The organism is Enterobacter cloacae complex sp. XAL002, assembly GCF_049236805.1.
Taxonomy (GTDB): Bacteria; Pseudomonadota; Gammaproteobacteria; order Enterobacterales; family Enterobacteriaceae; genus Enterobacter; species Enterobacter intestinihominis.
The window spans coordinates 32,762-49,862 of the sequence record NZ_JBMKJN010000013.1 but is presented as its reverse complement, the minus strand read 5'-3'; the positions used below and the strand labels follow the sequence as shown (position 1 = coordinate 49,862).

Genomic DNA, 17,101 nt, shown 5'->3' with positions numbered 1-17,101 from the left:
TTTGTAGGCCGGGTAAGGCGAAGCCGCCACCCGGCACAACAGGCTACCCGCGCTGACGCACCGCTTCAAACAGGCAGATACCCGTCGCAACAGAAACGTTCAGGGACGATACGCTGCCCGCCATCGGGATGCTGATCAGCTCATCGCAGTGCTCGCGGGTCAGGCGACGCATGCCTTCACCTTCTGCCCCCATCACCAGCGCCATACGGCCGGTCATTTTGCTCTGATACAGGGTGTGATCCGCTTCACCGGCTGTGCCGACGATCCAGATATTTTCTTCCTGCAACAGACGCATGGTGCGCGCCAGGTTAGTCACACGGATCAGCGGAACGTTTTCCGCCGCGCCGCAGGCCACTTTTTTAGCGGTAGCGTTAAGCTGCGCGGAACGATCTCTTGGCACAATCACCGCATGCACGCCTGCTGCATCGGCGCTACGCAGGCACGCACCCAGGTTGTGCGGGTCGGTTACGCCATCGAGGATCAGGAAGAACGGGTTATCCAGCTCAGCGATCAGATCCGGCAGATCGTTCTCCTGATACTGACGGCCCGGCTTCACGCGCGCGATAATGCCCTGGTGTACAGCACCTTCGCTTTTCTCATCCAGATACTGGCGGTTCGCCAGCTGGATCACGACGCCCTGCGCTTCCAGCGCGTGGATCAGCGGCATCAGACGTTTGTCTTCACGCCCTTTCAGAATAAAAACTTCCTGAAAACGCTCCGGCGCGCGCTCCAGCAGGGCCTGCACCGCGTGGATGCCGTAAATCATTTCACTCATTGATGGTTCTCGTAATAAATATTTTCCCTCTCCCGTTGGGGAGAGGGTCAGGGTGAGGGGAAATTACTCCGCCTGCTGTTTCTTCGCCGCGCGCTTCGCTTTGGTTGCGGCCGCTATTTTTTGGGTCTTGGTCGACGGTTTTTTCGCTTTACGAGCGTCTTTTTTCGCCGCCTTGGGCTTCTGCTGCTTCTCGCCACGGAAGGCGCTGTCTGGCTCAAAGTTTACTCTTTTACCTGCCTGACGTCGCTTGCCGCCCGCTTTACCGTTGCCGCCTTTTTTCGCTTTCTCACGCTCGGTTTTCCCGACGTTACGCGGAGCCCGTTCGCTGGAGATGAGGCTGAAGTCGATTTTACGGTCATCCATATTCACGGCTTCTACCTTCACTTCCACCCGATCGCCCAGACGGTAGGTCTGACCGCCGGATTCACCGATCAGACGTTGTCCGACCTGGTCGAAGCGGTAGTAATCGTTATCAAGGCTGGAAACGTGCACCAGACCGTCGATAAACAGCTCATCCAGACGTACGAAGAAGCCAAAGCCGGTGACGCTGGCAATCACACCTTTAAAGACGTTACCCACCTGATCCAGCATAAAGTCACACTTCAGCCAGTCCGCCACGTCGCGCGTTGCTTCATCCGCACGACGCTCGGTCATGGAACAGTGCTGGCCCAGTTGCAGCATCTCTTCCATGGAGTAGTGATACCCACCGGTTTCGGTCGTATTGCCTTTGTGACCTTGCTCGTGCGCCAGCAGATACTTGATCGCACGGTGCAGGGACAGATCCGGATAACGGCGAATCGGCGAGGTAAAGTGCGCATACGACTGTAACGCCAGACCAAAGTGGCCCCGGTTTTCCGGATCGTAAATCGCCTGCTTCATGGAACGCAGCAGCATGGTTTGCAGCATTTCCGCGTCAGGACGATCGCTGATGGATTCCAGCAGCTCGGCGTAATCGCGTGGCTCAGGCTTATTACCGCCAGGCAGCTCCAGACCGAGTTCAGCCAGCACGGAGCGGAACGAGGTTACGGCTTCCGTGGTTGGCTTGTCGTGAATACGGAACAGCGCAGGCTCTTTGGCTTTCTCAACGAAACGTGCCGCCGAGATGTTCGCCAGGATCATACACTCTTCAATCAGCTTGTGCGCATCGTTACGCTGAGTCTGTTCGATACGCTCGATACGACGCTCAGCGTTAAAGATAAACTTTGCCTCTTCACTCTCAAACGAGATCCCACCGCGCTCTTCGCGCGCCTGATCCAGCGTTTTGTAGAGGTTGTGCAGCTCTTCGATGTGTTTGACCAGCGGCGCGTACTGTTCGCGAAGATCCTGATCGCCCTGCAACATATGCCAGACCTTGGTATAGGTCAGGCGCGCATGAGAACTCATCACCGCTTCGTAGAACTTATAGCCCGTCAGACGTCCCTTGCTGGAGATGGTCATTTCGCAGACCATACACAGGCGGTCCACCTGCGGGTTGAGGGAACACAGGCCGTTGGAGAGCACTTCTGGCAGCATCGGTACAACCTGCGACGGGAAGTAGACCGACGTACCGCGGCTGCGCGCTTCGTTATCCAGCGGCGTGTGCGGACGCACGTAATAGCTCACGTCTGCAATAGCCACCCACAGACGCCAGCCGCCACCGCGTTTTTTCTCACAGTACACGGCATCATCGAAGTCGCGGGCGTCTTCACCATCAATGGTGACCAGCGGCAGATCGCGCAGATCCACGCGGCCTGCTTTGGACTCTTCCGGCACTTCTTCACGCAGGTTTTCAATCTGATCTTCAACCGCTTTCGGCCAGACATACGGAATTTCATGGGTACGCAGCGCCATATCGACGGCCATGCCGGTGCCCATGTTATCGCCCAGCACTTCGACGATTTTACCCACCGCTTTGGTGCGACGGGTTGGGCGCTGGGTGAGTTCCACCACCACCACAAAGCCCATGCGTGCGCCCATCACCTCTTCAGGCGGGATGAGAATGTCGAAGCTCAGACGGCTGTCATCCGGCACCACAAAGCCTACGCCCGCATCGGTAAAGTAACGGCCAACGATCTGGCTGGTTTTCGGCACCAGCACGCGGACCACGCGCGCTTCGCGGCGGCCTTTACGGTCTGCACCCAGCGGCTGCGCCAGGATCTGGTCGCCGTGAATACACATCTTCATCTGTTCGGATGAGAGGTACAGGTCGTCTTTACGGCCTTCCACGCGCAGGAAGCCGAAGCCATCGCGATGACCAATAACGGTGCCTTTCAGCAGGTCGAGGCGTTCTGGCAGCGCGTAGCACTGGCGACGAGTAAAGACAAGTTGCCCGTCACGTTCCATGGCGCGCAGGCGGCGGCGAAGGGCTTCAATTTGCTCTTCACCTTCAATGTTCAGTTCAACGGCAAGTTCTTCACGATTGGCGGGTTTTTCGCGTTTTGTTAAGTGTTCAATGATGAACTCGCGGCTGGGGATAGGATTCGCGTATTTTTCGGCTTCGCGTTCCTGGAAAGGATCTTGTGACATGTCGGTTCCTCCGTTGTCAGCTCCGGTGGAAATTTTCTTCATTCCACCAGCAATAATTTATAAAGCGGTTGATTCTCTTCAACCAAATCGGCCAGCGTGTAGTTATCCAGTTCCTTGAGAAAACTTTGCACGGCCTTTGAAAGCGCCTGTTTCAGGCGGCAAGCGGGCGTAATGTGGCAAAACGCACTGCTACAGTTCACCAGAGATAGCGGCTCCAGTTCACGTACCACATCGCCGATACGGATACTCTGTGCCGGTTTACCGAGACGGATCCCTCCATTCTTCCCGCGGACGGCAGCAACGTATCCGGCACGACTAAGTTGATTGATTATTTTGACCATATGATTACGGGACACACCGTACACCTCTGTGACTTCAGAGATGCTGGTCATCTTCCCATCGGGTAACGACGCCATGTAAATCAGCGCGCGTAAGCCGTAATCGGTGAAACTTGTTAACTGCACATCAACCTCAGGAAAAAGGGAAAACGCGGTCAAACCGCAGAGATATTCATTAATGATGATAAACCAGCCAGATAGTTAGCGGCTAATTTATTTGACAGACGGGGCGAAAAAGCGGAGATCCAGGAGCGGTCGCCGGATGGCGCTGCGCTTATCCGGCCTACGGGTTTCCCCGCAGGCCAGCAGTCACGAAGATTATGCGTCGAACGGGTCGCGCAGGATCATCGTTTCAGTACGATCCGGGCCGGTAGAAATAATATCGATCGGCACTTCGGTCAGTTCTTCAATACGCTTAATGTAGTCCAGCGCAGCTTTTGGCAGGCCACTACGTTCTTTCACACCGAAGGTGGTCTCAGACCAGCCCGGCATGGTTTCGTAGATTGGCTCAATGCCTTCCCAGTCGTCAGCGGCCAGCGGAGTGGTAGTCACTTCGCGACCATCTGGCAGACGGTAGCCCACGCAGATTTTCACTTCTTTCAGGCCGTCCAGTACGTCCAGCTTGGTCAGGCAGAAGCCAGACAGGGAGTTGATCTGCACAGCACGACGCACGGCAACGGCGTCCAGCCAGCCGGTACGACGACGACGACCGGTGGTTGCGCCAAACTCGTTACCCTGCTTGCAGAGGAACTCGCCGGTTTCATCAAACAGCTCGGTCGGGAATGGACCTGCACCCACGCGAGTGGAGTACGCTTTGATGATGCCCAGAACGTAATCCACATAACGTGGGCCCAGGCCGGAGCCGGTTGCCACGCCACCCGCGGTGGTGTTAGAGGACGTTACGTACGGATAGGTACCGTGGTCGATGTCCAGCAGGGTACCCTGCGCACCTTCAAACATGACGAAATCGCCACGCTTGCGCGCCTGGTCCAGCAGATCGGACACATCAACAACCATGCCGGTCAGAATGTCAGCAATCGCCATGACGTCATCCAGCACTTTCTGGTAGTCAACGGCTTCGGCTTTATAGAAATTCACCAGCTGGAAGTTGTGATATTCCATCACTTCTTTCAGTTTTTCAGCGAAGGTCGCTTTGTCGAAGAGGTCGCCCACGCGCAGACCGCGACGAGCCACTTTATCTTCGTATGCCGGGCCGATGCCACGACCGGTAGTGCCGATCGCTTTCGCGCCACGCGCTTTTTCACGCGCCACGTCCAGCGCCACATGATAGTCCAGGATCAGCGGGCAGGCTTCGGAGAGCAGCAGACGCTCACGAACAGGGATACCACGGTCTTCCAGACCTTTCATCTCTTTCATCAGCGCAGCTGGAGACAGCACAACGCCGTTACCGATGATGCTGGTGACGTTTTCGCGAAGAATGCCTGATGGAATAAGATGGAGGACGGTTTTTTCACCGTTGATTACGAGAGTATGGCCTGCGTTGTGACCGCCCTGGTAGCGTACAACATATTTAGCCCGTTCAGTCAGAAGATCGACAATCTTCCCTTTACCTTCGTCACCCCATTGGGTGCCCAGTACGACGACGTTGTTACCCATTTTTTTCAAAATCACCGTTTGCTTAAAAATGGATTCTACCATCGCTTTTTCAGATATACAGCACTTTTTGACCCTAAAATATGCCGATTGCGGTTAGTTTTTGATCAGCCAATCGTTTTCCTCAACATGTAGTAGATAACGATACCGGCAACCACAAGTCCACCACCAAAACGACGCAAAATATTGTCCGGAAGTTGGCTCATGGTCGCGATCATCCGTCGCCATGCGCGTGGATAGAGCATCGGGCCGAGGCCTTCCAGCACCAAAACCAAAGCCAGTGCGAGCCAGATCGTTGAATTCATTTTTCATCCTTATAAAAGAAAACCACCGCTCCGTGAAGAGCGGTGGTTTGAATACTCAAACGAGCCTGAGTTTATCGCGTTGCGTTAGTCGGCGTCTTCATATAACGGAAGAAATCGCTGTCCGGGCTGAGTACCATCACATCCTGGTTGCTCTGGAAGCTATTCTCGTAAGCACGCAGGCTACGGATAAAGGCGTAGAAGTCGGGATCCTGGCTGAAGGCATCGGCAAACAGCTTCGCGGCTTCGGCATCGCCTTCACCACGCAGGATACGGCCTTGACGCTCAGATTCCGCCAGCGTCTTGGTCACTTCGTAGTCCGCTGCGGCACGCAGTTTCTCGGCCTCTTCCTGACCCTGTGAACGGTGACGACGGGCTACCGCTTCACGCTCGGCGCGCATACGGTTGTAGATCGCCTCGGACACCTCCGCTGGCAGGTTGATCTGCTTGATACGCACGTCAACCACTTCGATACCCAGTGCAGCCATACTGTTCGGGTTGATCACCGGTACTTTACCGTTGGTTTCAGCCTGAACGCGTTCAGCCGCTTTGGCAATCGCGTCATCCGCTGCCGGTGTTTCCACTTCGTCTTCGGTACCCGCTGTACCTGAGTTCAATGCATCACGCACTTCCAGGGTCAGACGACCTCGGGAGTCGGTCACGATGTCTTTTACATCCAGACGACCAATTTCAGAACGCAGACGGTCAGAGAACTTACGTTTCAGCAGCACTTCTGCCTGAGAAACGTCACCACCGCCGGTTGCCAGGAAGTAGCGGCTGAAGTCGCTGATACGCCATTTGATGTAGGAATCAACGATCAGGTCTTTCTTCTCTTTAGTCACGAAACGGTCGGCCTGGTTATCCATGGTCTGGATACGTGCGTCGAGCGTTTTGACTGACTGAATGAAAGGCACCTTGAAGTGCAGACCCGGCTCGTAGATCACCGGACGCTTGTCGCCGTCACGCACGACGCTGCTAAACTGGAACTTGATCCCACGTTCGCCCTCTTTCACCACAAAGATGGAGGTGTAGAGCACGACCAGTGCGATGATGATGATCGCAATAACTGACTTACGCATCCTTATTCCCCCTGACGCTGGTAGTCGTTACGCTGCGCGTTAGCACGGCGTTGGTCCATAATGTCACCATCGTTCGAAGAAGGCGTTGTGTTCGCGCTGGAGCTACCAGACGAGGCTGGCGGCAGACGCAGCAGGTTGTTGGCTCCGCTGTTGTCTTTTGCTGCCGGTGCAGAACCGCCTTTAAGCATCTGATCCAGCGGCAGGACCATCAGGTTTCCGCCTTTGTTGTCGTTAACCAGCACTTTACGCGTATGGCTCAGCACTTTTTCCATGGTCTCGATATAGAGACGCTCACGGGTAATTTCCGGCGCGGCTTTATATTCCGGCAGGATCTTCGCGAAGCGAGCCACTTCACCCTGTGCTTCCAGGATGGTCTGGGTCTTATACGCGCGCGCTTCTTCCAGAATACGCTGCGCCTGACCGTTTGCACGCGGCTGAACTTCGTTGGTATACGCTTCCGCTTCACGGATGTACTGCTGTTCGTTTTCACGCGCGGCAATCGCATCGTCAAACGCCGCTTTCACCTCTTCCGGCGGACGTGCAGCCTGGAAGTTGACGTCCAGCAGGGTGATACCCATGTTGTACGGACGGATGGTCTCTTCCAGCTCGCGCTGGGTATCGCTACGAATAACGGTACGACCTTCGGTCAGGATACGGTCCATGGTGTATTTACCGATCACGCCACGCAGGGCACTGTCTGTCGCCTGACGCAGGCTGTCATCCGCGCTGGTCACGCTAAACAGATAACGCTCAGGATCGGTCACGCGGTACTGGACGTTCATCTCAACGCGCACCACGTTTTCGTCAGAGGTCAACATCACGCCAGACGCCGCCAATTCACGGACGGACTCCACGTTCACTGCGGTCACGTTATCAATGAAGGTCGGTTTCCAGTTCAGGCCCGGCTCAACCAGATGGCTGAACTTACCGAAACGGGTTACCACGCCGCGCTCTGCTTCTTTAATGGTGTAGAACCCGCTGGCTGCCCAGATGATGACTACCGCCGCGGCCACAATGCTTACTACGCGGCCACCCATAGGCGGGCGCGGACTCTGAGTGGAGTTGCCACCCGAGCCAGAACCTTTTCCTCCGCCAAGGCCACCAAGCTTTTTGCTCAGTTTGCGGAAGATATCATCCAGATCTGGCGGCCCCTGCTCGCGACCACCTTTGTTGCCATTTCCCCCAGAGTTGCCGCCTTGATTATTGCTGCTTCCCCACGGGTCGCGGTCTTGTCCGTTATTACCGGGCTGATTCCACGCCATGTATATGCTCCATATTTGTTATGCAAGGGCGAATTTTTCAGGCTTCCCCTTTCTGATCAGACGATATAGTCCGCCAGCGCAGGTTCTTGTTTACAGAGGCGACGCCAGTCAACGATCGGCATACGCACCTGCATCCCCACGCTGCCGTCATCCTCCATCCACTCTTTTTCTATCGCCTGAAGCTGATAAAACCGGCTACGCAGCCTGCCTTCCTGTGGCGGCAGTCGCAGCGTGTGCTGAGCTACCTCACCGGAAAGACGTTCTGTCAAAGCCTGGAAAAGCAGTGGCACACCAATCCCGGCCTGAGCAGATAGCCAGACCCGAATTGGTTTGTTCTCTTCATCTCGGTCGATACGCGGTTCGAAATCGTCCAGCATATCGATCTTGTTCATCACCAACAGGGTGGGAATTTCGTGGGCGTCAATCTCTTCGAGCACCACATTCACCGCGTCGATGTTCTCCTGCACGCGTACGTCAGCCGCATCAATCACGTGCAGCAGCAGGGTCGCCTGACGCGTCTCCTGCAACGTCGCTTTAAACGCCGCCACCAGATCGTGCGGCAGATGGCGGATAAACCCTACGGTATCCGCCAGTACCGTTTCACCGACGTCTGCGACGTCAATACGGCGCAGCGTAGGGTCCAGGGTCGCAAACAGCTGGTCTGCGGCATACACCTGGGCCTCGGTTATCTGGTTAAACAGGGTGGATTTACCGGCGTTGGTATAGCCCACCAGCGACACCGTTGGGATGTCGGCTTTGGTTCGCGCCCGACGCCCCTGTTCGCGCTGTTTCTCAACACGCTCCAGACGAGAAAGGATCTGGGTTATACGGCCACGCAGCAAACGACGGTCGGTTTCGAGCTGGGTTTCACCCGGGCCACGTAAACCAATCCCGCCTTTTTGTCTTTCAAGGTGTGTCCAGCCACGCACCAGACGCGTCGCCAGATGGCGCAACTGCGCCAGCTCAACCTGCAACTTACCCTCGTGGGTACGCGCACGCTGAGCAAAAATATCTAAGATCAACCCCGTGCGATCGATAACACGACATTCGCAGAGAGCTTCCAGGTTACGTTCCTGAGCCGGAGACAGCGCATGATCAAACAGCACGACTGATGCGCCGGTTGCTTTTACGGCATCCGCAATTTCAACTGCTTTACCTTCACCAACAAAGTACTTCGGGTGCGGCGCTTTACGGCTACCGGTAATCACCTGCATTGCTTCGACACCGGCGGAAGAGACCAGAGATTCAAACTCCTGGAGGTCTTCCATATCTTTGTCTTGCGAAAAATAGATGTGTACCAGCACCGCCTGCTCACCGGCGTCATAACGGTCAAACAAGCGTAAACCTCTCTAAAAAGATCAGCGGGGAACGCAGGATCCCTGGCTCCCCGTGTGGAAAACAGCCCAAAACCTTATTCGGTTTCTTCGCTGTCCTGCGCAGGAGCAGATGAACCCTGCGCGTTGCTGCCATGATGGTAGTTACTGCCAGTGCCGCCGCCAGCGTTATTGCTGTGATGAGATACCGGACGGGACGGAACAACAGTAGAAATCGCGTGCTTATAGACCATCTGGCTGACCGTGTTTTTCAACAGGATCACGAACTGATCGAAAGACTCAATCTGACCTTGCAGCTTAATACCATTCACCAAATAAATAGAAACTGGAACACGCTCCCGACGCAATGCGTTCAGGAACGGATCTTGTAAAGATTGCCCCTTAGCCATTCTATCTTTTCCTTATATGCTTGTTTTGTACTTAGAACCTTGCGATTCTGAAAAATTGCGCACGATACGGCTTAATTGTACACATTCAGTCAGCGATATCACCAATAACCTCAATCACTTCGTTTAACGCCTGTTGTGGTTTTTCACTGTCTAACCAGTGAACCCCCTCCCAACCGCGCAACCAGGTGATCTGGCGCTTCGCTAACTGTCTCGTGGCGCAAACACCTCGATAAACCATTTCATCGTATGAAATCTCGCCTTCAAGATACGACCACATCTGGCGGTATCCCACACAACGAATGGAAGGCATGTCCGTATGCAAATCTCCACGGGCAAAAAGCGCCCGCACTTCTGCTTCAAAATCTGAAGCCAACATCTGATGAAAACGCTGCTCAATTCGTTGATGGAGCAGTTCACGGCTCGCCGGGGCGATGGCGAACTGATGCACCTGATACGGCAGAGCGTCTCCTGACGTTTGCGTCAGTTCCGTTAAAGTTTTACCCGAAATGAAAAAAACTTCCAGTGCCCGGGAAAGCCTTTGCGGATCGTTTGGGTGGATCCGCGCTGCGGCAACCGGATCAATCTCTTCCAGTTGCCTGTGCAAAACGTCCCACCCCTGCTCTGCCGCCTGCCGCTCAATCTCCGCTCTCACTTCCGGATCGGCCGATGGCAGAGGCGATAACCCCTCCAGCAGCGCCTTAAAGTAGAGCATCGTGCCGCCAACTAACAGCGGTATGCGTCCCGCGGCGGTAATCTCGGCCATCTCAGCTAAGGCGTCGCGGCGAAAATCTGCTGCGGAGTAAGCCTGTGCCGGGTCGAGAATATCCAGTAAACGGTGCGGTGCCGCACGCAGTTCGTCTGCGTTGGGCTTCGCCGTGCCGATGTCCATTCCTCGGTAAATGAGGGCTGAATCAACGCTAATCAACTCTACTGGCAAAACTTTACGTAACTCAATGGCTAACGCCGTTTTACCGGAGGCCGTTGGCCCCATTAAAAAAATCGCCTTTGGCAGGCTCGCCTTACTTACATCAGTCATGTTTCAGGGCGGTCATCGCCGTTTTTAAATCAACAGGTTGTAACAAACCACCTGGCGGCGCTTTCACCAGCTGTGGACAGAGGCGTTCCACCTCTGCCAGAACGGTAATCGCCTGCGCCATACTCCACGGCGAATGTTCGCTGGCCAGATGGCGGGCGATCCACTGCGCGGTATCGGCGGCATCAAACGTCGTTTGTTGCGCCAGGTAGCCTATCAGTTCAGGAATCAAGTTTTGTAAATTTTGTTGGCGTAAGGGTAAAGGCACTGCGCGAATTGTCACATGCTGCGCGTCCAGTACGATTTCAATCCCCATTTCGGCAAGAAGCGCCTGGGCACGCTGCAAAACCCCTGTTTCTTCATGGTTTATTTTCAACCGAACCGGGATCAGTAACGGCTGAGCGCAGGCGGCGTTTTCCCCTGGCGTCAGTTGCGCCTGTTTAAGCCAGCGTTCCGCTACCGGCAACGCCAGCAGCATCAATTTCCCCTCACGTTCAAGCAGTGCCATGTCCGGGGCGACAATCGTCAATACCCGGCCAAAACTCTGGCTATGTCCGTCAAGGGAAGACGGGGATACCTCAATATGTTCTTTCCGTTCCACGGCTGGGGTGTCCAGCAATTTACGGTATAACGCCCCTTGCTGCTTTTGATACCCCGGCTGGGCATTTGGGTAGTTGGCGCCCGTCGGGCGCGGTGCGCTTCCCGCTGACGAAAAACGCGGAGCCACTGGTTCGCGCGCGACTGCGGGTTCAGCGAAATGGTTACGTCCGGCCGCCACGCGATTTTCTGGCAGCGATCGCGGTGCAGGAACGTCGTTTTCCAGCGGCAGCGTTGGCTCAGCCTGCTTCTGCAAAACGCTAACGACGCCCTGATAGATAAAATCATGCACCAGACGCGACTGGTGGAAACGCACCTCGTGCTTGGCGGGGTGCACGTTAACGTCAACCTGATGCGGGTCGATCTCCAGATAAAGCACAAAGGCGGGCTGTTGATCGGTGCCGAGCTTATCTTCACAGGCCTGGCGAATGGCGTGGTTAATCAGACGGTCGCGCATCATTCGACCGTTGACGTAGCAGTACTGAATCTCAGCAAACGCGGCGCTACTGGCGTTCGGATCGGCAACCCAGCCGCGCAGGGCCAAATCGCCATGCTGCCACTCAATGGCCAGCGCTTTTTCCAGGAACGGCGTGCCGCAGATGGCGCCCAGCCGACGCTCCTTTTGCCCGCCTTCCGCCACTGCCCGGTACTGACGCATCACCTTACCGTTATGACTGAGGTTAAGAGTGACATCAAAGCGTGCCAGCGCGATGCGGCGGATGATCTCGTCGATATGTCCGAATTCGGTCTTCTCGGTTCGCATAAACTTGCGCCGGGCGGGCGTGTTATAGAAAAGATCCAGCACTTCAAGCGTGGTGCCTACCGGGTGCGCCGCTGGTTTAACCGTGACGTCCATATCGCGCCCTTCGGCGTAGGCCTGCCAGGCTTCCTGCTGGTCGGCCGTGCGGGAGGTCAACGTTAAGCGGGAAACGGAGCTGATACTGGCCAGCGCTTCGCCGCGAAAACCCAGGCTGATAATCGCTTCCAGATCGTCAAGTGACGCAATTTTACTGGTGGCATGACGCGCCAGCGCCAGCGCCAGCTCGTCCTTTTTGATGCCACAGCCGTTATCGCGAATGCGGATAAGCTTTGCGCCCCCGCGTTCAATGTCGATATCAATGCGGGTCGCCCCTGCATCGAGGCTGTTTTCCACCAGCTCTTTCACCACCGATGCAGGGCGTTCCACCACCTCACCGGCGGCGATTTGGTTCGCGAGCTGCGGCGGTAGAACCTGAATCGGCATGAACTCTCCTTAATTAGTCGCGGTCATCTCACCCGGCAGCGCGGCGCTTGCCGTCTGGGCTGCCCCGCCCTGCGGCGCAGACTGAAGCGGATGCGCGTCAAAGTATTTACGCAGACCGTTATAAATCGCTTCAGCAATTTGCTGCTGATAGCTGTCGCTTCCCAGTAAACGCTCTTCACCGTGATTACTGATAAAACCCGTCTCTACCAGAATTGACGGAATATCCGGCGAACGCAGGACACCGAGGCTCGCATGTTCCGGACGACGCTTATGCAGCGATCCGACGCTTTGCAGCTGGTTGAGTACGTTAGTGGCGACATCATACCCGACGCGCTGAGAATGACCGAACTGTAAATCCAGTACCGCCTGGCTGAGATACGGATCGGCCTGGCTGTTTGCCAGCACATCGCCTGCCCCGCCTAACAGTTCAGACTGCTTCTCGTGCTCTTCAAGCCAGTTCGCCATTTCACTGTTGGCACGACGGTTCGACAGTACCCATACCGACGCGCCGGTGGCGTTACGGTTCGGCGCAGCATCCGCGTGAATCGACACCAGGAAGTTGGCGTTTTGCTTACGCGCCACATCCGAGCGTCCCATCACTGAAATAAAGTAATCTCCGTCGCGGGTCATGACCCCTTTGAACATCGGATCGTCATTCAGAAGCGCACGCAGCTTACGGGCAATGGCGATAGTGACGTTTTTCTCCCGCGTGCCGCCCGGGCCAATCGCGCCAGGATCTTGCCCGCCGTGTCCGGCGTCGATGGCGATAATCACTTTGTCGCCACTGACCGGCGTTCGCCGCGCGCTGACCGCCGGACGCGTCACCGTGTTGCTGCTGGTCACGGCGGTAAGTCGGTCATTTTGTGATTTAAACGGATTACGGGCTGGCTCAGACGGCCTTGGGGTATAAACCGGCGCTTCTACGCGTTTTGCTACCACAGGTGCAGGCGGTGGCGGCGGCGGAACATCAGCATTAATGGTAAAAACCACCGTATAACTGGCGCCGTTTTGCTGCTTAACCGCCTTCGTTTTGCCCTTTTCGGTGAGATCGACCACCAGACGCAGAGACTGCGCATCCTTCGGCGTCCCCGAACGGATGCTTTTCACCAGATTGTTGCCGCTGAACTGGAGCGGCAGCCCCTGGATCACCCCGGACTGTTTAATATCGAGCGCCACGCTGCGGCTGTCGATTTGTGAGAAAGCATATTCAGGATCGCCCATAAAGCTGAAGGTAATGCGGGCCTGGCTATCGCCATTCGACACCTGAATATCCGAGAGGCTGGCCGCACCGGCCTGCGCGCACAGCAGAACCGTGGCTGCCAAAATCCAACCTTTAACGCGATTAATCATCCCGTTATCCCTACGCTCAACCGGCTAAACGCGCCAGTAAGGAACAGCCTGATGAGGAAACCGCACTGATGCGCGCCTCACGCCCTTGTGCCTGATAATCCAAGTGAATTTCGACATCCGGGTCAGGCAGCACACCCGCACCTTGTTGCGGCCACTCCACCAGGCAAATGGCGTCGTTGGCAAAGTAATCGCGGATCCCCATAAATTCCAGCTCCTCAGGATCCGCAAGACGATATAAATCAAAGTGGTACACCATGATATTTTCAAGCGTGTACGGTTCTACTAGCGTATAAGTCGGGCTTTTTACGTTCCCGTTATGGCCTAACGCCTGCAAAAAACCACGGCTGAAGGTTGTTTTACCCGCGCCTAAATCACCATACAGATAAATGACGGTCGCCCCCTGACAGGCCTGCGCCACGCGCTTGCCGAGATCTAAAGTGGCTTGTTCATCAGGTAAAGGAATCGCTCGATTAGTCATTTTCTACGTCAATCACATCCGGGTTAACAACACGCCGCAGCGTGCAAAAAAGATCGGTGGCCAGCATACCGCGCGTTCCGTAACGAGCAGCCAGCCTGTCAGCCGCCGCACCGTGGGCCACGCAGCCAGCACAGGCTGCATCATAAAGGGGTAGTTTCTGTCCGAGCAATGCGCCAATGATGCCAGAGAGCACATCACCCATGCCGCCGCTCGCCATGCCTGCATTACCGGCATCAACGATGCCCATCGCATCATCGCTGGCGATAACGGTCCCCGCCCCTTTCAAAACGACAACACCTCCGTAACGTTTTACCAGACGTTGGGCTGAAAGTAAGCGATCGCTTTCAATTTCTGCCACGCTACAGTTAAGCAGCCGTGCGGCTTCGCCGGGGTGTGGCGTCAGAATGCGATTGTGACGCTTATCCGGGTTTATTGCCAGAAGGTTAAGCGCGTCGGCATCCCAGAGCATCGGCTTACGAAAATTCTCGGCCTTTTGCAGGGCCTGTTTACCCCACTCCTGCTGACCCAGGCCCGGACCAATGACTACCACGTCCGCCCACTCAAGACCCTCTTCAATCGCCTGTGGGACAAGCTCGTGGACCATCAGCTCCGGCCGCGCGGTAATAATCGGCGGAATGTTTTCGCTGCGGGTCAGCACGCGTACTAATCCGGCACCGCTGCGCAACGCGGCCTCTCCTGTCATGCGAATCGCACCTGCCGTGCCATGATCGCCACCGATAATCAGCAGCCGGCCATGATCACCCTTATGGGATGTGGGGCGGCGCGGAGGCAGCCACTGAGCAAGCAGGGAGGCATCAAAGCGGGTGATGTGGGTATCCTGTCCAGCCAGCCAGTTTTCCAGCCCCAGTGCGTTGTGATGTAACGTCCCCACGACATCCCGCGCTTTACCGGTAAGCAAACCCGGCTTCAGGGCGATAAAGGTCACGGTGTGCGCAGCCTCAATCGACACGCCCGGCGTCGCGCCGGTTTGCGCCATCAGGCCGGAGGGAATATCCAGCGCCACCACCGGGGCGGGGTGCGCATTAGCGTGGGTAATCAGCGCGGCGACGTCATCGCGAGTCGCGCGCATCAGCCCCGTCCCCAGCAGACCATCAACAATCACGTCGACATCCTCGGGCCAGATAATATCAGGCGCATGAATAATGCCCCCCGCATTCAGCCAGGCCTCTCTCGCCATGCCAGCCTCTTCCGGTAGCGGCTTGTCGCTCTCCAGCGCCAGCAGGGTAACGCGCAGCCCCGCCGCCACCGCAAGACGAGCCACCACATAGCCATCGCCACCGTTATTGCCGTGCCCGCACAGAATCAGGTAGTGCGAGGCATCCGGATAAGCCGTGCGCGCCACGTTAAACGCCGCCTCGCCCGCGCGCTGCATCAGTTCATAAAGGGTAATGCCGAGGCTGTCTGCGGCCTCTTTTTCGGCCCGACGGAGGTCATCCGCATGCCAGATGGAATGTGGTATACTTGCGGGGTTTTTCTTCACAGTATGGTCCGTCATGTCACAGCCCCTCAATCTCAATGAATTAGCGCAAAAAATAAAACAGTGGGGTGCTGAACTGGGCTTCCAGAAGGTCGGTATTACCGATACCGACCTCTCTGCCAGCGAGCCTAAGCTACAGGCATGGCTGGATAAACAATACCACGGCGAGATGGAGTGGATGGCGCGTCACGGTATGATGCGTGCCCGCCCCCACGAGCTGTTGCCGGGTACGCTGCGCGTCATTAGCGTACGCATGAACTATCTGCCCGCTAACGCGGCCTTTGCGCGCACGCTAAAAAATCCTTCGCTGGGTTACGTCAGCCGATACGCGCTGGGACGTGATTACCATAAACTTCTGCGCAACCGTCTAAAAAAGCTCGGGGAAACCATTCAGCAGCACTGTGTTTCGCTGAATTTTAGACCCTTTGTCGATTCTGCGCCTATTCTTGAGCGCCCTATCGCCGAAAAAGCCGGGCTTGGCTGGACAGGTAAGCACTCACTTATCTTAAGCCGCGACGCGGGCTCATTCTTTTTCCTGGGTGAACTGTTGATTGATTTACCCCTGCCGGTAGACGGTCCGGTGGAAGAAGGGTGTGGCCGCTGCGTGGCCTGTATGACCATCTGCCCAACGGGCGCTATCGTTGAACCCTATACCGTTGATGCGCGCCGCTGTATCTCTTATCTCACCATCGAGCTGGAAGGTGCTATTCCAGAGGAATTTCGTCCGCTTATTGGCAACCGCATCTACGGCTGTGATGACTGCCAGCTGATTTGTCCGTGGAACCGTTATTCACAGTTGACGGACGAAGAAGACTTCAGTCCCCGCAAGGCGTTACATGCCCCGCAGCTGATCGAACTTTTCGCCTGGAGCGAAGCCTGGTTCCTGAAGGTGACGGAAGGTTCCGCCATACGTCGTATCGGCCACCTGCGCTGGCTGCGTAATGTGGCCGTTGCGCTGGGTAATGCCCCATGGGATGAAGCCAATCTTCAGGCGCTCGAAAGCCGCAGAGGTGAGCACCCACTTCTTGATGAGCACATAGAATGGGCGATTGCGCAGCAAATTGAGAAGCGAAATGCCGGCGTGGTTGAAGTGCAGTTACCGAAGAAACAGCGCCTGGTCAGGGTGATTGAAAAAGGGCTGCCACGGGATGTGTGATATATTCACAGGCTGTGAATAAAAATAAGAATTCAGGCGCAATAAGGTTTAGCAAACAGGTCAAGTGATCTCAATAACATTTTGAAATCAAATTTTCTTCATAGATTACAGTTAATTACGAAGATATTATTCACCCTGCTAACATTTT

At 55.8% G+C, this 17,101-nt stretch carries 15 protein-coding genes; 1 reads left to right on the top strand and 14 read right to left on the bottom strand.

Features of this window, described 5'->3' with window-relative positions; all coding sequences use genetic code 11:
* Nucleotides 1-43 precede the first annotated feature (43 nt).
* From rlmB to nnr, 14 genes are all read right to left on the bottom strand, one after another.
* Complete coding sequence (rlmB, locus tag ACOT0L_RS14135) at nt 44-775, bottom strand: 23S rRNA (guanosine(2251)-2'-O)-methyltransferase RlmB (RefSeq protein ID WP_003856001.1); 732 nt, start codon at nt 773-775, stop codon at nt 44-46.
* 63 nt (nt 776-838) lie between these two features.
* Nucleotides 839-3,280 carry a ribonuclease R gene (gene rnr / locus ACOT0L_RS14130; protein WP_023299135.1) on the bottom strand — a complete coding sequence of 814 codons (2,442 nt, stop codon included), beginning with the start codon at nt 3,278-3,280 and terminating at the stop codon, nt 839-841.
* A gap of 38 nt (nt 3,281-3,318) precedes the next feature.
* Nucleotides 3,319-3,744 (bottom strand): nitric oxide-sensing transcriptional repressor NsrR, encoded by a 426-nt coding sequence (nsrR, locus tag ACOT0L_RS14125; RefSeq protein ID WP_003855998.1) that lies wholly within the window; start codon nt 3,742-3,744, stop codon nt 3,319-3,321.
* Nucleotides 3,745-3,936: 192 nt separating this feature from the next.
* Nucleotides 3,937-5,235: an adenylosuccinate synthase gene (locus ACOT0L_RS14120; protein ID WP_032621775.1), complete on the bottom strand. Its 1,299-nt coding sequence runs from the start codon at nt 5,233-5,235 to the stop codon at nt 3,937-3,939.
* A 104-nt stretch (nt 5,236-5,339) separates the two neighbouring features.
* Entirely contained in the window at nt 5,340-5,537 is a 198-nt protein-coding gene (locus ACOT0L_RS14115; RefSeq protein ID WP_003855996.1) for a DUF2065 domain-containing protein, read from the bottom strand.
* A gap of 71 nt (nt 5,538-5,608) precedes the next feature.
* Nucleotides 5,609-6,613 carry a protease modulator HflC gene (hflC, locus tag ACOT0L_RS14110; RefSeq protein ID WP_022646821.1) on the bottom strand — a complete coding sequence of 335 codons (1,005 nt, stop codon included), beginning with the start codon at nt 6,611-6,613 and terminating at the stop codon, nt 5,609-5,611.
* Between the two features lie 2 nt (nt 6,614-6,615).
* Nucleotides 6,616-7,875 carry an FtsH protease activity modulator HflK gene (gene hflK / locus ACOT0L_RS14105; RefSeq protein ID WP_022646820.1) on the bottom strand — a complete coding sequence of 420 codons (1,260 nt, stop codon included), beginning with the start codon at nt 7,873-7,875 and terminating at the stop codon, nt 6,616-6,618.
* A 56-nt stretch (nt 7,876-7,931) separates the two neighbouring features.
* Entirely contained in the window at nt 7,932-9,212 is a 1,281-nt protein-coding gene (gene hflX / locus ACOT0L_RS14100) for a ribosome rescue GTPase HflX (protein WP_003855991.1), read from the bottom strand.
* A 74-nt stretch (nt 9,213-9,286) separates the two neighbouring features.
* Nucleotides 9,287-9,598 carry an RNA chaperone Hfq gene (gene hfq / locus ACOT0L_RS14095; RefSeq protein ID WP_006810391.1) on the bottom strand — a complete coding sequence of 104 codons (312 nt, stop codon included), beginning with the start codon at nt 9,596-9,598 and terminating at the stop codon, nt 9,287-9,289.
* Nucleotides 9,599-9,683: 85 nt separating this feature from the next.
* Nucleotides 9,684-10,634, bottom strand: coding sequence for a tRNA (adenosine(37)-N6)-dimethylallyltransferase MiaA (gene miaA / locus ACOT0L_RS14090; protein ID WP_063163224.1), 951 nt, complete (start codon nt 10,632-10,634; stop codon nt 9,684-9,686).
* Nucleotides 10,627-12,471 carry a DNA mismatch repair endonuclease MutL gene (gene mutL, locus ACOT0L_RS14085; protein WP_126503230.1) on the bottom strand — a complete coding sequence of 615 codons (1,845 nt, stop codon included), beginning with the start codon at nt 12,469-12,471 and terminating at the stop codon, nt 10,627-10,629. Before mutL ends, miaA begins: the two co-directional genes overlap by 8 nt.
* A gap of 9 nt (nt 12,472-12,480) precedes the next feature.
* Nucleotides 12,481-13,821: an N-acetylmuramoyl-L-alanine amidase AmiB gene (gene amiB / locus ACOT0L_RS14080; RefSeq protein WP_022646817.1), complete on the bottom strand. Its 1,341-nt coding sequence runs from the start codon at nt 13,819-13,821 to the stop codon at nt 12,481-12,483.
* Between the two features lie 16 nt (nt 13,822-13,837).
* Entirely contained in the window at nt 13,838-14,299 is a 462-nt protein-coding gene (gene tsaE / locus ACOT0L_RS14075; protein ID WP_003855970.1) for a tRNA (adenosine(37)-N6)-threonylcarbamoyltransferase complex ATPase subunit type 1 TsaE, read from the bottom strand.
* Nucleotides 14,292-15,815, bottom strand: coding sequence for a bifunctional ADP-dependent NAD(P)H-hydrate dehydratase/NAD(P)H-hydrate epimerase (nnr, locus tag ACOT0L_RS14070; RefSeq protein WP_126503232.1), 1,524 nt, complete (start codon nt 15,813-15,815; stop codon nt 14,292-14,294). Before nnr ends, tsaE begins: the two co-directional genes overlap by 8 nt.
* On the opposite strand from nnr, the gene queG reads away from it, so the two are divergent.
* Entirely contained in the window at nt 15,814-16,953 is a 1,140-nt protein-coding gene (gene queG, locus ACOT0L_RS14065) for a tRNA epoxyqueuosine(34) reductase QueG (protein ID WP_047637851.1), read from the top strand. The genes nnr and queG overlap by 2 nt on opposite strands.
* The last annotated feature ends 148 nt before the right edge of the window (nt 16,954-17,101 follow it).

Bases quoted from the DNA above. Each gene is read 5' to 3' on its own strand.
- rlmB (WP_003856001.1), bottom strand. From the start codon at position 775: ATGAGTGAAATGATTTACGGCATCCACGCGGTGCAGGCCCTGCTGGAG.
- rnr (WP_023299135.1), bottom strand. From the start codon at position 3,280: ATGTCACAAGATCCTTTCCAGGAACGCGAAGCCGAAAAATACGCGAAT.
- ACOT0L_RS14120 (WP_032621775.1), bottom strand. From the start codon at position 5,235: ATGGGTAACAACGTCGTCGTACTGGGCACCCAATGGGGTGACGAAGGT.
- ACOT0L_RS14115 (WP_003855996.1), bottom strand. From the start codon at position 5,537: ATGAATTCAACGATCTGGCTCGCACTGGCTTTGGTTTTGGTGCTGGAA.
- hflC (WP_022646821.1), bottom strand. From the start codon at position 6,613: ATGCGTAAGTCAGTTATTGCGATCATCATCATCGCACTGGTCGTGCTC.
- hflK (WP_022646820.1), bottom strand. From the start codon at position 7,875: ATGGCGTGGAATCAGCCCGGTAATAACGGACAAGACCGCGACCCGTGG.
- hfq (WP_006810391.1), bottom strand. From the start codon at position 9,598: ATGGCTAAGGGGCAATCTTTACAAGATCCGTTCCTGAACGCATTGCGT.
- miaA (WP_063163224.1), bottom strand. From the start codon at position 10,634: ATGACTGATGTAAGTAAGGCGAGCCTGCCAAAGGCGATTTTTTTAATG.
- mutL (WP_126503230.1), bottom strand. From the start codon at position 12,471: ATGCCGATTCAGGTTCTACCGCCGCAGCTCGCGAACCAAATCGCCGCC.
- amiB (WP_022646817.1), bottom strand. From the start codon at position 13,821: ATGATTAATCGCGTTAAAGGTTGGATTTTGGCAGCCACGGTTCTGCTG.
- tsaE (WP_003855970.1), bottom strand. From the start codon at position 14,299: ATGACTAATCGAGCGATTCCTTTACCTGATGAACAAGCCACTTTAGAT.
- queG (WP_047637851.1), top strand. From the start codon at position 15,814: ATGTCACAGCCCCTCAATCTCAATGAATTAGCGCAAAAAATAAAACAG.
- nnr (WP_126503232.1), bottom strand. From the start codon at position 15,815: ATGACGGACCATACTGTGAAGAAAAACCCCGCAAGTATACCACATTCC.